This is a genomic window from Streptomyces sp. NPDC020965 (assembly GCF_044333555.1).
Taxonomy (GTDB): domain Bacteria; phylum Actinomycetota; class Actinomycetes; order Streptomycetales; family Streptomycetaceae; genus Streptomyces.
Genome location: NZ_JBIRRE010000006.1, coordinates 505330 through 519664, shown reverse-complemented (window position 1 = coordinate 519664; position 14335 = coordinate 505330). Strand labels below are relative to the sequence as shown.

Here is a 14335-nt window from a genome sequence, read left to right as displayed (position 1 = left end):
TCCACCGTCAGATCATCGGCGAAATGCCGATCGCCAGTCGCGTCGGGCACATACTTCACACAGACAACGATCCTCAAGCTCACGCCGGCTCTCCTCACTGATGGACGGTTCGCCCTTCCGAGGCTATGGCACTCAGTACCCCGTGTAAAGGTACGTAGTGCCATCAAGGGCGTTCCGGTGCTACGTTCCCCGCATGACTGAGGTGCGCAAACGAGCGAGGACCGGCGCCGGCCCGGCGGCGGACGGCGCGGCGATCAAGGCGCCGATGCGGGAGGTGCTCGCCGAGTCCGCGTTCGAACTCTTCCTGGAACGGGGCTTCGAGCGGACGACGGTCGACGACATCGTCGCCCGCGCCGGAGTCGGACGGCGGTCGTTCTTCCGCTACTTCCCTTCGAAGGAGGACGCGGTCTTCCCGGACCATGAGCGCTGCCTCGCCGACATGACCGCGTTCCTGGCGGCGAACGGCGCGGGGGACCCGGTGGACAGGGTCTGCGAGGCAGCCCGGATCGTCCTGCGGATGTACGCCGCGAATCCGGAGTTCTCCGTCCAGCGGTACCGTCTCACCCGCGAGGTTCCCGGTCTGCGCACCTATGAACTCTCCGTCGTCCGGCGCTACGAGCGCACCCTCGCCGGCTATCTCCGGGGGCGGTACGGCGGGGTGCGGGACGGCGCGCTGCGGGCCGAGGTGATCGCCGCCGCCGTGGTCGCCGCGCACAACAACGGGCTCAGGTCCTGGCTCCGTTCGGGCGGTGCGGGGGACCCGGAGGCAGCGGTGGACCACGCGCTCGCACTCGTCCGGGAGGTCTGGGGGAGTCCGGCCCGGCCGGCTCGCCCGATGATCGACGCCCGCGTCGGCGATCCCGGGGTGCGCGACGGTGACGACCGTGAGGTGATCGTGATCGTGGCGCCCAAGAGCGCTCCCCTGTGGCGCGTGGTGCAGCGGGTCGAGGCGGCCCTCGGCGAGTAGGCATCACGCCGAAGAAATGGCACTCCGTACCTATACCGACTGGCACGCAGTGCCATATGGTGTGGGTGCGTCGAGGTGAGACGCGGAGCGTTCCAGTCGAGTGCGGGGAGTCGAGACGTGTCCTCTGCGAGAACAGGCGGCGCGCCCGGCGTGCGCGAGGGTGCGGGTCTGATCCATCAACGCTGCCGCTGGTGCGGTACGGCGTCCTTCCGGCGGTTGCTCTGCCCGGTCTGCGCGTCGAGTGATCTGGAGTCCGAACTCAGCCACAGCGAGGGCGTCGTCGTCAGGTCGTCCGTCGTGCACCGCTATACGCGGGTGGCTCGGAACGAGTCCCTGGTGCGATTCCCCGAGGGATTCCTGTTCCGCTGCCGTGTCGTCGGCGTCCCGCCGCACCTCGTGTGGGTGGGTGACCTGGTGCGCCCGGTGGCCGGCACGGATCCCGTCGCGGGCGAGGTCGTCCTGGAGCTCTGTGACCCGGGGGGCCGTGCCGACTGGTGCTGACCGGCACCGGTCGGCCCCGGTCGGCGCGCCGTGCGCCCGGATATCCGGGCGCCGAAAACGCCACTCCCATTCCTTCCCGGCCATCCGTGATTCATGAGGGCATTCGCGGGATCCCATGGAGAGCGTGGCCACGGCATCTATGTGCATGGCCGCGAGACGGGGAGGATCGTTTCGGTGAATGCATCGAAACGCGTCATTGTCGTGGGGATGTGCTTGTGCGCGGCCGATTACCGTGTCCCGGAGTTGGCCGAAATCACAGCGCTGAACGGGCATATGACAAAGACAATATCGGATGAGTTGATGGGTGAAGTGGGTACCGCTCGCCGGGGGGACGGTCATGCGGGTCCCCCCGGCGAAGGGGGCGGGGAGATCGGAACCGGCGCGGGGGCGACGGGCGGTCGAATCTCTGTTCCCGCCCCGGTCGATCCATGCTGACCTCCCGGTGAGCGGGAGCGGCCCCGGTGGCTTGGCGCCCCTTCCTGGGTGAGCGCCCCGGCCGGGCTCTCGCCGAACTCCGTTTCCGCGAAATGTGGTGCGGTGAATGGGTGAGAATACTTTCGGCCATCCTGCGATCTTTGACGCCAATGCTCGATCTGGCGTCACATGAGCCCCAGCGGTAACAGGGTTTTCCCGGGTGTGCATTGACTTGACTCACCGGTTTGTGCAACCTGTTGTGCGGATCGAGGGCATGTCGGATATGGATAGCGGGAGGAGCTGGGGTGCGCTTGTTCGGGCCTCGGCAAATCTCCCACAGTTCCGGTCTTCAACTCGCTCAATTACCCCGCACGGGATGGTCGGCGCTGCCGAAAATCCGGCCTGGAGGGGGCGCTTGGGGCGCTCCCTTCCTGGGATTGGAGAGCACGATGAAGAACCACTGGACGCCCGAGCGGACCCCGTGGGGCCCGGCGCGCACACCGAGCCCCCGGACGGCCGTGCCCGGGACGTGTCCGGCCCGCCGCAGGAGACTTCCGCGACACACCTCAGGGGGAGCCCGCCGTACGAGGGTGGCGACCCACGGGGAGCGGACATCGCAACGGTGAGGGCGCCCCACCGGCGGGGGGTCCGGACAGGGCCCGCGCCGACCTCCCGCCCCCCGGAGGCACGATGACCACAATCCTCGCCCTCACCGACACCCCCAACGACGTACGCCACTTCTGCGACGCCGACACCACACTGCTCTTCACGATCCGACCGCTGCCGCCCGGCGACCACACCTATGCGCGGTTCGAGCAGCTCTACGACGTCCTCCGGGCGTCCTGCGACCTCTCCTCGGTCGACGTGGTCATCGCCGAGCATGTCGAGTCCCTGCCGCTGCTGTACTTCATGCGGCGGGACGGCTACTCCTGCCCGGCGCTGATGATCCCGCACGCCAACCCGTACCCCCTGCACATCCTCTTCCGCTTCCTCCTCATCGCCGAGTACGCGCACCCGGGCGATCTGGTCATCTGCGGCTCACGGAACGCCGCCCGCGCCTACGAGCGCCTCACCGGAATCCGGGCGGAGAACATCTGCACCTTCGGCATCGGCGACGCGTACCGCGGTAAGGACCGGGCCGAGTGCCGCAGTGCGCTCGCCCTGCCGCGGGACCGGAAGATCCTGCTGTACACGGGGCGGTTCATGAACGACAAGGGTCTGGAGTCCCTGTTGTCCGGCTACCGGCTGCTGCGGCGCGCGGACCCCCGGGTGCTGCTCGTGATGGCGGTGACCCATATCGACCCCCCGTACTACAACCGGCTGGCACCCGGCCTTGGTGAGGCCATCCTTTTCCACCGGCTGGAGCGGGAACGCACCGTCGAGCTGTACAACGCGGCGGATCTGTTTGTGTCCGGCTCGACCAGCGTCTTCGAGACCTACGGCAAGTCCCCCCTGGAGGCGCTCGCCTGTGGGACCCCGGCGGTGGTGCCGCGTTGGGAAGGGTTCCCGCACTGCGTCGACGAGGGCAACGGCGGCCTGGTGGACGTCGAGTACCTCTCCCGGCCGGTCGCCAACCCCTTCGAGTTCGCCCGGATGTGCGCGGAGGACTTCGCAGCCGTCTGCGGGCGGGTGCTGGACCGTACCGAGCCATGGGAGTGCCGGGCGCCCGACTGGGCCCGCTACGAGACCACCATGAAGATCCTGCCGGACGTCATCGCGGGGATGGCGGCGGCCGGCCGGACGACAACCGCGCCCCGGGGCTCCCACCTACTGGACGTCGACCGCTATCCGGACTCGGTCCGGGCCGTGCTGGACTGCTACGGACTGAAGGGGACCGCGGATCTGCTGCACAAGGCGGACCGGCTCGGGCTGCTCGACCAGAGCAGTCCGGGTGAGGAGGCCCTGCTGCGCGATCTGCACCACGACCTCTTCGGAGTGACGGACGCCGGTCCGCGGACCGGCTGACCCCCGGCCGCGCCGCGGACCCCGTGGGCGAGCTCCCGCCACCAGGGAGCGCGCCCACGACTCCGGGGCGCCCCCCGCCGGCCCCCCGCCGGGGGGGCCTCAGCGCACTCGCAGGCTCTCCAGCAGTCGGGACAGGGCCGCCCTGGTGTCGGCCACATTCTCCGGAGCCCCGGAGGTGGCCAGCCACAGGGCGGCCTCGTTCATGGCGCCGGAGAGGAGATGCGCCAGCGGCGCCACCGGCTGGCGGGCCACGACGCCCCGCTCGATCAGATCGGTGAGCGCCTCGGCGAGATGGCGCGCCGACGACGCCTCGTCCAGAACCCGCCACTCGTGCCAGCCCAGGACCGCCGGGCCGTCGATCAGCAGGATGCGCTGGATCTCCGGATCCGTGGCCGCCGTGATGAACTCCTGGCACCCCGCCGTGAGCTGGTCCCACGGGTCGTCCCGGGCATCGGCCGCCTCGGCGACCCGCTCGCCGACCTCTGCCTGGACCTCCGCCAGCACGGCGCGGAACAGCTCCGCCTTGCTGGCGAAGTGGTGGTAGAGCGCGCCCTTGGTGACGCCAGCGGCCCCGACGATCTCCGCGAGCCCCAACGCGCCGTACCCCTCCGCCGCGAACAGCTCCCTGCTCACGCCCAACAGCGTCCGTCGGGTCCGCTCCCGCTGTTCGGTCCTCGTCGTCATCGCGTCCTTCCCCGGAGCCTCGTCGACTGTGGAAGCCGACTGTTGACATACCGATGGTACGCCAATATCGTGTTTCGCATACTAGTGGTATGTGAAAAAGGAGAATGCCATGCTGACCAGCTTCTATCCCGTGATCGCAACGTCCCGGATCCAGGAGTCGGTGGACTTCTACACCCGGCTGATGGGGTTCGAAACCACCTTCGCGGCTGACTGGTACGTCAGCCTGCGCCATGCGGACGACCCGTCCCGTGAACTCGCCCTGCTGGACCACACCCACCCGACCATCCCCGAGGGGTACCGCACCCCCGTCTCAGGACTGCTGCTCAACTTCGAGGTCGACGACGTGGACGCCGAGTGGCAGCGCCTCGTCGTCCTCGAAGGACTCACCCCCCGGCTGGAGCTGCGCAGCGAGGACTTCGGACAGCGGCACTTCATCGTCACCGACCCCAATGGCGTACTGATCGACCTCATCACCGAGATCCCGCCCACCGCGGAGTACGCCGACAACTACCTCCCCTCCTGACCCCGGCGCGGCGGCCCCGCACTCGAACAGGTCAGCACAGCGCGCGCGCTCCCGGCGTCGGGGCTGCAATGAACACGTGACGGCGCCCCCCGACGACTGCCTCGCCCGCAACGAATGGATCTGTGGCGAGTACCTCTCCACCCGCCGCGAGATCCTCTGGGAAGCGACGCTCCAGCACCTCCAGCTCACCGCGGCCGCCGTGCTGCTCGCCCTGGTCATCGCCGTCCCGCTCGCCGTCGCCGCCCGCCGCTGGCGCTGGGCAGCCGGACCGGTCCTCGCGGTGACGACCATCCTGTACACGATCCCGTCACTCGCGATGTTCTCGCTGCTGCTGCCGGTGTACGGACTCTCCGCCGCCCTCGTCGTCACCGGACTGGTGCTCTACTCGCTCACCCTGCTCGTACGGAACATCCTGGCCGGTCTGCGCGCCGTGCCGGAGGAGACCCGGCAAGCCGCGCGGGGCATGGGATACGGCCCCGTCCGGCTGCTGCTCGCCGTCGAACTGCCACTCGCCCTGCCCGCCGCCATGGCGGGACTGCGGATCGCCACCGTCTCCGCCGTCTCCCTCGTCACCATCGGGGCCATCGTCGGCCACGGCGGTCTCGGCAATCTCATCTACGCGGGCATGAACACCTACTTCAAGGCCCAGGTGCTCACCGCGTCCGTCCTCTGCGTGATCATCGCCGTCGCCGCCGATCTGCTGCTCCTCCTCGTACAGCGGTTCGCCACCCCCTGGACCCGGGCGGTGAGCGGGTGAACACCCTCGCGAGCACCTGGGAGTGGCTCACCACGGCCGCCAACTGGGCCGGTGACAACGGCGTCTGGAACCGGCTCGGCGAACACCTCTTCCTCACCGTCGTCTGCCTCGGCCTGAGCTGTCTGATCGCCCTGCCCGTCGCCCTCGTCCTCGGCCACCTCGGCAAGGGCGGCGCCCTCGCCGTGAACCTCTCCAACGTCGGACGCGCCGTACCCACCTTCGCCGTGCTCGTCCTGCTCCTCCTCAGCCCGATCGGTGGCTACGGCTCCTGGCCGACGATCATCGCGCTGGTCCTGTTCGCCGTCCCCCCGCTGCTCACCAACGCCTACGTCGGAATGCGCGGTGTCGACCAGGACGTGGTCCGGGCCGCGCGGGGCATGGGGATGACGGGTCGGCAGATGCTGGCCGGCGTGGAGATCCCGCTCGCGCTGCCGCTGATCCTGACCGGCGTACGGATCGCGGCCGTCCAGCTCGTGGCCACCGCGACGATCGCCGCGCTCGCGGGCGGCGGTGGTCTTGGCCGCATCATCACCGCGGGCTTCAACCTCGCCGACACCCCGCAGGTCATCGCCGGGGCGATCCTCGTCGCCGCCTTCGCACTGATCGTGGAGGGGCTGTTCGAGCTCGGTCAGCGGCTGGGCCCCTCCTGGGCACGGGGGACCGGCTGATGCGGCCCCGCCCCGCCCGGCTCGCCCCCGCCGGCCCTGCCCGGCTTACCCCCGCCCGCCCCGCCCGGCTTACCCCCGCCCGGCTCGCCCTGGCCCTGGTCGCCCTCGCGCTGCTGGCGGTCGCCGGCTGCGCCACCGGCCCCTCCCTGGAGAATCAGGGAGAGGTCACCGCCCCTCCCGGGGACAGCAGGCATCTGACGATCGGTTCGGCCGGATTCACCGAGAGCGATCTGCTCGCCCAGACGTACGCGCTCCTCCTCGACCGGGCCGGATACTCGACGAAGATCCTCTCCGTCACCAACCGGGAGATCTACGAACCGGCCCTGGAGAGCGGTCGGATCGACGTCGTCCCCGAGTACGCGGCGACCTTCGCGGACTGGCTGAACGCCAAGGCCAACGGGCCGAAGGCGCCACCGGTCGGCTCGCCCGACCTCGCCACCACAATGACCGCGCTCCGGCGACTGGCCGCACCGCGCGGGCTGGAGGTCCTCGACCCCGGCCGCGCCGTCGACCAGAACGCCTTCGCGGTCTCCCGTTCCTACGCCCAGCGGCACCGGCTCAGGACGCTGAGCGACCTGGGCAGGTCCGGTCTCCCGGTACGGCTCGCCGCGGGGGACGAATGCGTCCAACGGCCGTACTGCGAACCGGGGCTGCGCGCCACCTACGGCATCGACATCACCGGCGTCGACCCCAAGGGCGTCGGCACGACCCAGGCCAAACAGGCCGTCCAGAGCGGTCAGGACCAGATGGTCCTCACCACGACCACCGACGCGACGCTCGATGACTTCGGACTGGTCCTGCTCGCGGATGACAGACATCTGCAGAACGCCGACTACATCGTGCCCGTGGTCAACCGCGCGCGGGCCGGCGGCCCGGGGGTCACCCGGGCCCTGGGTCGCCTGAACACCGTCCTGACCACGGCGGACCTGGCGTCGATGAATGAACAGGTGGACAGTTGGCGACGGCTGCCAGAGGACGTGGCGCGGCGGTACCTGGAGTCCAAGGGGCTGCTGGGGAAGGCCCGTGGCGACGTCAGTCGGCGTTGAGGACCGCGATTCCGGACTCGCCCCGCTCGAACCCGGAGAGGAGCTCCGCGAGGGGAGCCGGGCCCGGGTGGTCGATGAGGAGAACCGGCTGCTTCACACCGTCCCGTTCGGCGGGGACGAAGTCGGTCACCAGCTCGCGGCGCAACAGGGTGACCCGGTCGTCGTCGGCCGCGTCACGGGGAAGACCGGCCAGGTGCGCGCGCAACGCGGCCCGGTCGTCGTCGGTATCGCCGGCCAGATCGTCGACGAGTACCTGCCGGGAGGCCAGGACGCTGACCGCGAGCCGACCGCCGGTGCGTTCATAACGGGCCGACAGGTCGAACGGCAGCAAGGAGAACACGCCCTCCTCGCCCTCGTGCCCCCTGTTCAGCAGTACGGCGACCATGCGCTCACCCGGGTCCCGGGAGGTCAGGTCGAGAGAGAGCAGCACCCCGACGTCGTCCGGGCCGAACGGGGGAATCGCGCTGATCCACGCGCGCGCCGAGTCATCCATGACCGGCATCCTAAAGGGCCGTCGCGCTGTCCCGTCGTACGCCGTGTTTGACCACCAGCCGTATCCGCCCCCCTATCCGCTCGCCGGGGCACAGTTCGTGGTTTTCCACGATGCCGGGACTCAGCAGGTCGGACACCCTGGAACCACCTCCGGAGAGACGTGGCCGGTCCGGGGTTCGATCCCGGTTCGCACGGCCCGAGGCGGTATGCCCATGACGCATCCGATCGACGACGGTCGTTCATGCGGACCCGGACCGGCATCGGGACCGCACCACTGATATCCGATCCTCCACCACCGAAAACCACTTCCGGGAATTCACTCAGCGCACCAGGAATTCCCGGAATTCCAGAAAGGAGTCGGCCATGAGGACCACCCGTTCCCTGGCTGTCGCGGCCCTAGCGATCTGCGGACTGATTCTGAGCACCGCACCCGCCTCCGCCGAGGAGGAGCCCGGCGGTTGGATCCCGGTCAGCCCGCTGCCCACCCCGAAACTCCAGGAGCGGGGCTGCGGTGTGATCAACGCCAATGTCTTCGAGCTGACCTGTAACACGGCCAGCGGCGATCAGCGCGCCGAGTTCCGCTACCCCACCTATACCGATGGAACCCACCAGTTCGAGGGACGCTTCCGGATCGAGTCCATGGGTGGCAGCAGGATCAGCCTCAAGCAGACCTTCCGGGAGAACCCGAACGCGGGCTCGTACTTCCTGCTCGCGGTGGAGAACGGCGGCCGGCTCTACTCGGTGCACGGCGGCGCCACCCTCCCCGGCAGCGCCCCCGTCGGCACGACCGTACGGGTCAACACCATTCACCAAGTGGGCGTCTCGCACCGTACGTACATCAACGGCTCGCGCATCAACAGCACCGACGCCCCCAGCGCCTCCGGAAGCTACTACGACAAGTTGGGCGCCTACCGCACGGCCAGTGGATACGGCCCGGTGAAGGTCACCTGGGGCGGCGTCAAGATGTGGACCAAGTAGCGGGTAGACCGACGGACGAGAGTTGACGACCATGCCCCGCACCCCATCCCTGACCCGGGCCGCCCTCCTCGGAACCGCCCTGCTCACCGTCCTGATGTCCGGCTGCACGGACGACAGGGCAGCAGGACGGCCAGATCAGTCCGGCCCGACCGGAGCATCCGGACCATCGGACAGGTCAGGTACGTCCGGACAGCGGCCCGCGTCCGCCGGCCAGGGCGTGACGCTGTCGGCGAAGCTCGACACACCGACCGACATCACCCTGCGCTGGCGGGGCGGGGCCGCCGCGGCCGGAGGGCAGGTCGTCGAGTTCGCCACGGAACCCGGGGGCGACTACACGATCCTGGAGTTCGCCCCCGGGGGGCAGGACCGCTACAAGCACCCCGACCTCATGCCGGAAACGCCGTTCTACTACCGGCTGCGCGCCTACGGTGGGCCGGTCTCACGGACGGTGGACCTCAGCCTGCCGAAGGGCGGGCTGAGTACGCAGGACCAGCGCAGTGACCATCAGTGGGCCGTACCGAAGAGGCTCAGGGCCAAGTCCCCGGCGGGGCGCCAGTCCGTCCGGGGCGGGGACACCGCCGCGCCAACAGCGCTGAAGGTCACGGTCAAGCACGCGAACGGGATCCTGCTCACCTGGCGGGACCGGGCACGCGACGAGGCCGGCCATCTCGTCGAGGTCAGGCCCGAGGGCGCCCGGGACTTCCGAGTCGCCGCGGTGCTCGGACCGAACATCGAGTCCACGGGGCTGATCACCCTGCCACAGGAGAAGAAGGCGTCCATCCGGGTACGGGCGTTCTTCTACGGCGAGCGGTCGAACGTCGTCCACCACACCACGGGCCGGACGGCCACCGGCTGAGGACGGAACCTCGCCTCCGGCGTCTCTCCTTCGGGAGCCGGCGCCCTCCCGGCCGGTGGGAGGGCGCCGGCTCCCCCGGCGGCGGCGGGCGACGCCTGACGGCCCGTCTCAGGCCGGCCGGCCCGCATGCAGGCTCTCCAGGCGCCGTTGCAGCACCCGCAGCGCCCCGCGCTGCCGACCGGGGACCCGGCGCCGCAGTGACACCAGCCTCGGCGCCAGCGCGCGGGCCGCTTCCGGCTCCTTGATCTGCTCCCACTGGTGGTGCGCGCGGTCGACCGCGCCCTCCACATCGGGATCGTCGGTGCTCTGCTCCCGCGCCAGTCGCGCTTCGGCGACGGTCATCCACAACTCACTGCTGAGACCGGGCTCCCCTGCTATCCGCGCCAGATCGGCCCGTACCTCCAGCCAGTGGATCGCCTGTACGGAGCCGGGGCCGTGCGTCCGCGACTCCTGCAGCTCCCACGCGACGGCGGCAGCGGCGGCCTCGTCGTGGCGTCCGGCCCGAGCGGCGGCGAGCAGCGCGGGATGGGGGTCATGCGGGTGCGGGGCGGTCGCGGGCCGCGCGCTCTCGGCGGGGGATTCCGTCGGCGCGGCCGTGAACGCATGGGCCTCCGGGGCGGGTTCGCCCTCCCCGGTCGGGCGCGGCACCGAGCGTTCTGCATGGGCCGCCCAGAGCCCCCGGTTCGGTGCGGGGGTGTAGCCGGCAGCGGGGGGCGGGGGAGCGATGTCCGCCGCGGGCCACGCCGCCGGGGGGCCGACCTCCGTACGGAGCGGGGGTGTGCCGGCGCCGTCGGGCGCCGCCGGGTGGGCCGGGCGCGGCACGCCAGGCGGCTGCGGTGCCGCCGCAGGGGGTTCCCCTGCCGGGGGCCAGGGAGCCAGGTGCGGTGGCGGCAGAACCGTCCCCGCCCGGTGCGTCGCGGGCGGGCCGGGCAGGGCGGCCGGGGGCGGCGCCGCGGCGCTCCCTCCCGGGTACTCCCCGGACTCCCCGTACGCTTCGAACGCCCCGGCCCAGTCCGCTCCCGCCAGCAGCAGCGCGCCCTCCGTCCCGGCCTGCTCCGCCGCCTGTTCGTGCAGGGTGGCCGGATCCGGACGCGAACCGCTGCGCCAGATCGCGGCGTACGCCTTGAGGTAGTCCGGGCTCGCCGCGTCACGGCGCCCCTGCCGCGCGGCGATCCGCCCGTACAGCCGGATGGACGAGCCCAGTCCGAGACCCTCGTTGGTCGCATGGACCCAGGCATCCTGATCGGCCACCAGATCGACGACCACCGTCGTCGTGCCGGGGCGTCTGAACGTCAGCTCCGAGGCGAGCCAGTGCCACGGCAGTCCCGTGTACCGCAGCGACGAGGGTGTGCTCCGGGCGAGCGCCAGATGCGGCAACCGCTGTTTGCGGTCGAGCTGCACCTGGCCCGCGAGATACAGGAACAGCGGCCCGTCCGCCGCCGCCGCGGCGCGGACGCGGGTCAGGACGGTCTGGGGATCGAGCGGATCGGCCAGCTCGATCACGGTCGCGGAGGCCGTCCCCGTCAGTGCACTCGGCGGCACCGCCGCGAGCGCGGGCAGGACGGAACTCGCGTCGATCAACCGCCCTTTCCCCACCGGCGCGACCGCGATCAGCAGTGCGGTCCCCGACGCGGTGGCGTCCCCTCCCGTGATCAGCACACCCAGCACGGTAGCCGACGGCGGCGCGAACTGCTCCGTACGGCGTCCCGGGCCTGTCGCCCATGACTTCCGTACACGCGGCACCCCCGGCCCACCGGGGGTGCGCCGGACCGCTCACCGGCAGGCCGGCGTGGCTTTCGCGTTGCCCGACAGCGGCCCCGTACCCGCCCGAGAGCCTGTCGGGGCGCCGCTCACGCGTCCGAGACCGAGTCGAAGTCGACCTCGTCCCGTGACACTCCCCGCTCGTCCGCGTCCACCGAACGCCGCAGCGCCTCGTGCAGTTTCGCCGGGGTCAGCACGCCCAGGAAGCGGGCTCCGTCCACCACCGCCACCCATCCCGCATCGTGCTGGAGCATTTCGCTGAACGCCTGTTTCAGTGGCGCCCCCAGCGGGACCCACGCCTCCATCCGCCGGGCGAGATCGCCGACCGTGCCCCGCTCCCCGGCGATGGCGAGCGCGTCCGCCGAGACCCAGCCGTGCAGATCGCCCCCGGCGCTGAGGACCACGGCCCAGCGCGCGCCCTCCGCCCGCAGTCGAACGGCCGCCGCGCGCGCCGTCTCGTCGAGGCGCGCGATCGGGGGCTGCTCCAGATCGTCCGCCTCGATCGTGGTGACCGAGAGCCGTTTGAGCCCCCGGTCGGCGCCCACGAACCGGGCCACGTACGGGGTGGCGGGGGTGCCCAGCACGGCGGCCGGGGTGTCGTACTGCTCGATGTGCCCCTGTCCGTACACCGCGATGCGGTCACCCATCCGCACCGCCTCCTCGATGTCATGGGTGACCAGCAGAACGGTCTTGCGCACGGTGGCCTGCAGACTCAGGAACTCGTTCTGGAGCCGCTCGCGCACCACCGGGTCGACTGCCCCGAACGGTTCGTCCATCAGCAGGACCGGCGGGTCCGCGGCGAGCGCCCGCGCGACTCCCACCCGCTGACGCTGGCCCCCGGAGAGCTGCGCCGGATAGCGGGAGCCGTAGGTCGCGGGGTCCAGACCCACCAGATCGAGCAGTTCGGCGGCCCGGTCACGCGCCTTCGACCGCTTCCAGCCGACCAGTGCGGGGACGGTCGCCGTGTTGTCGAGGACGGTGCGGTGCGGGAAGAGACCGACCTGCTGGATGACATAGCCGATCCGCCGGCGCAGTCGGACCGGGTCGACCGTGGCGATGTCCTCGCCGTCGACGAGGATGCGGCCCGAAGTGGGTTCGATCAGGCGGTTGACCATCATCATCGTCGTCGTCTTGCCGCAGCCGGAAGGGCCGACGAGGGTGACCAGTTCGCCCTCGGCGACGTCGAAGGACAGACCGTCGACGGCGGTCGTGCCATCCGGGTAGACCTTGCTGACCTGCTCGAACCGGATCATGCCCCCCACGCTAGAAGCGGGCGACCGACCGCGCACACGGGCCGCGACCGCACGAATCACCGGGCCGCGCTCGTCCGAACGGGTCACCCCCGGTGGGCGGCGGCCCAGGTCACCGGAGGCGCCGCAGCGCGCGTGGCGTCCCTTCCGCACGCTCACCCGTACCTCGTGCGGATCATTTTTTGTCATGTCCCTTGCGGGTTGCACCCCCGACTGCTTCCATCCGGTTAGGAAAGTTTCCTTTCAGTCCGGGCCCTCAACCAGACATACGGAGACGTCTACATGAAGACCCCACGCACCTGGCTGCGTTCCCTCGGTGGCGCCGGCACCCTCGCCGCCGCCCTCGCCCTCGGCCTCACCGCCGCGACCGCCGCGCCGGTCACCCCGGGCGCCACCGCCGCGCCCCCGGCGGCCGAAGCGGCCAAGATCCAGCCCATCGACCCCGTCCCCGCCCCCGCAAAGGTCCCGGCTCCGGCCCACGCGAAGGTCCCAAGCGGCTCGCCCGTCGCGATCAACGGCCAGCTCAAGGTCTGCGGCACCAAGCTCTGCAACAAGGCCGGCAAGCCCATCCAGCTCCGCGGCCTCTCCAGCCACGGTCTCCAGTGGTACTCCCAGTGTCTGACCAACGGCTCGCTCGACGCCCTGGCGAACGACTGGAAGGCCGACGTCCTCCGCATCTCGATGTACATCCAGGAGGGCGGCTACGAGACCAACCCGCGCAAGTTCACCGACCAGGTCCACGCCCTCATCGAGCAGGCCACCGCGCGCGGTATGTACGCCATCGTCGACTGGCACATGCTCAGCCCGGGCGACCCGCACGCCAACCTCGCCCGTGCCAAGACGTTCTTCACCGAGATCGGCCAGCGCCACAAGAACAAGAACAACCTGCTGTACGAGATCGCCAATGAGCCCAGCGCGGTCTCCTGGTCGCGCATCAAGAGCTACGCCGAGCAGCTCATCCCGGTCATCCGCCAGCAGGACCCGGACACCCCGGTCCTCGTCGGCACCCGCGCCTGGTCCTCCCTCGGGGTCTCCGAGGGCGCCGACGAGACCGAGATCGTGAACAGCCCGGTCAACGCCGCCAACATCATGTACACCTTCCACTTCTACGCGTTCTCGCACCGCGACGAGTACCTCAACACCCTCTCCCGCGCCGCCGACAAGCTCCCGGTGTTCGTCACCGAGTTCGGCACCCAGAACTACTCCGGCGAGGGGAGCAACGACTTCGCGATGTCCCAGCGCTACCTCGACCTGATGGCGAGCAAGAAGATCAGCTGGGTCAACTGGAACTTCTCCGACGACCACCGCACCGGCGCCGTCTTCAAGACGGGCACCTGCGGCAGCGGCGGCCCCTGGACCGGAACGTCGTCCCTGAAGCCGGCCGGGGTCTGGATCCGCGACCGGGTCCGGACACCGGACCACTTCCCGACCCGCTGACCTCCCCCTTCTCCCACTCGCCCCGGCTCCTGTCCA

At 70.6% G+C, this 14335-nt stretch carries 14 protein-coding genes and 1 pseudogene; 10 read left to right on the top strand and 5 right to left on the bottom strand.

Translation table 11 applies throughout. From position 1 onward, the window contains the following. Window positions 1-83 (bottom strand): annotated as a pseudogene (locus ACH4S7_RS21425) (electron transfer flavoprotein subunit beta); the annotation flags it as partial. Window positions 84-265: 182 nt separating this feature from the next. Between ACH4S7_RS21425 and ACH4S7_RS21420 the strand changes: the two are divergent. The 3 genes from ACH4S7_RS21420 to ACH4S7_RS21410 all read left to right on the top strand — a co-directional run bounded on the left by ACH4S7_RS21420 (window position 266) and on the right by ACH4S7_RS21410 (window position 3847). Further along, window positions 266-967, top strand: a complete 702-nt coding sequence (locus tag ACH4S7_RS21420) for a TetR family transcriptional regulator (RefSeq protein ID WP_398522811.1) — start codon at window positions 266-268, stop codon at window positions 965-967. Window positions 968-1084: 117 nt separating this feature from the next. Continuing rightward, window positions 1085-1468, top strand: coding sequence for a zinc ribbon domain-containing protein (locus ACH4S7_RS21415; RefSeq protein WP_398522797.1), 384 nt, complete (start codon window positions 1085-1087; stop codon window positions 1466-1468). A 1104-nt stretch (window positions 1469-2572) separates the two neighbouring features. Next, window positions 2573-3847 (top strand): glycosyltransferase family 4 protein, encoded by a 1275-nt coding sequence (locus tag ACH4S7_RS21410; protein WP_398522796.1) that lies wholly within the window; start codon window positions 2573-2575, stop codon window positions 3845-3847. 99 nt (window positions 3848-3946) lie between these two features. Here the strand turns inward: ACH4S7_RS21410 and ACH4S7_RS21405 are convergent, their stop codons facing one another. After that, window positions 3947-4531, bottom strand: a complete 585-nt coding sequence (locus ACH4S7_RS21405; RefSeq protein ID WP_398522795.1) for a TetR/AcrR family transcriptional regulator — start codon at window positions 4529-4531, stop codon at window positions 3947-3949. A 109-nt stretch (window positions 4532-4640) separates the two neighbouring features. Between ACH4S7_RS21405 and ACH4S7_RS21400 the strand changes: the two genes are divergently transcribed. From ACH4S7_RS21400 to ACH4S7_RS21385, 4 genes are all read left to right on the top strand, one after another. After that, window positions 4641-5054 (top strand): VOC family protein, encoded by a 414-nt coding sequence (locus tag ACH4S7_RS21400; protein ID WP_398522794.1) that lies wholly within the window; start codon window positions 4641-4643, stop codon window positions 5052-5054. A 76-nt stretch (window positions 5055-5130) separates the two neighbouring features. Next, a complete protein-coding gene (locus ACH4S7_RS21395) occupies window positions 5131-5811 on the top strand; it encodes an ABC transporter permease (protein WP_398522793.1) in 681 nt (226 codons plus the stop codon). Continuing rightward, complete coding sequence (locus ACH4S7_RS21390) at window positions 5808-6479, top strand: ABC transporter permease (RefSeq protein ID WP_398522792.1); 672 nt, start codon at window positions 5808-5810, stop codon at window positions 6477-6479. The genes ACH4S7_RS21395 and ACH4S7_RS21390 overlap by 4 nt, the downstream gene beginning before the upstream one ends. Beyond that, window positions 6479-7525 carry an ABC transporter substrate-binding protein gene (locus ACH4S7_RS21385; protein ID WP_398522791.1) on the top strand — a complete coding sequence of 349 codons (1047 nt, stop codon included), beginning with the start codon at window positions 6479-6481 and terminating at the stop codon, window positions 7523-7525. Before ACH4S7_RS21390 ends, ACH4S7_RS21385 begins: the two co-directional genes overlap by 1 nt. Here the strand turns inward: ACH4S7_RS21385 and ACH4S7_RS21380 are convergent. Then, the gene (locus ACH4S7_RS21380; protein ID WP_398522790.1) at window positions 7512-8018 is read right to left on the bottom strand and encodes a hypothetical protein; all 507 of its coding nucleotides are present in this window, start codon (window positions 8016-8018) and stop codon (window positions 7512-7514) included. The genes ACH4S7_RS21385 and ACH4S7_RS21380 overlap by 14 nt on opposite strands. A gap of 362 nt (window positions 8019-8380) precedes the next feature. Here ACH4S7_RS21380 and ACH4S7_RS21375 point away from each other — a divergent pair, with 362 nt between their 5' ends. Beyond that, entirely contained in the window at window positions 8381-8995 is a 615-nt protein-coding gene (locus ACH4S7_RS21375) for a hypothetical protein (protein ID WP_398522789.1), read from the top strand. A gap of 31 nt (window positions 8996-9026) precedes the next feature. After that, entirely contained in the window at window positions 9027-9851 is an 825-nt protein-coding gene (locus ACH4S7_RS21370) for a fibronectin type III domain-containing protein (protein WP_398522788.1), read from the top strand. A gap of 108 nt (window positions 9852-9959) precedes the next feature. Here the strand turns inward: ACH4S7_RS21370 and ACH4S7_RS21365 are convergent, their stop codons facing one another. Next, a complete protein-coding gene (locus tag ACH4S7_RS21365) occupies window positions 9960-11510 on the bottom strand; it encodes a hypothetical protein (RefSeq protein WP_398522787.1) in 1551 nt (516 codons plus the stop codon). A 191-nt stretch (window positions 11511-11701) separates the two neighbouring features. Then, on the bottom strand, window positions 11702-12865 hold the full coding sequence (locus ACH4S7_RS21360; protein ID WP_398522786.1) for an ABC transporter ATP-binding protein: 1164 nt from the start codon (window positions 12863-12865) through the stop codon (window positions 11702-11704). A gap of 279 nt (window positions 12866-13144) precedes the next feature. Here ACH4S7_RS21360 and ACH4S7_RS21355 point away from each other — a divergent pair, with 279 nt between their 5' ends. Beyond that, entirely contained in the window at window positions 13145-14299 is a 1155-nt protein-coding gene (locus ACH4S7_RS21355) for a glycoside hydrolase family 5 protein (protein WP_398522785.1), read from the top strand. Window positions 14300-14335: the final 36 nt, after the last annotated feature.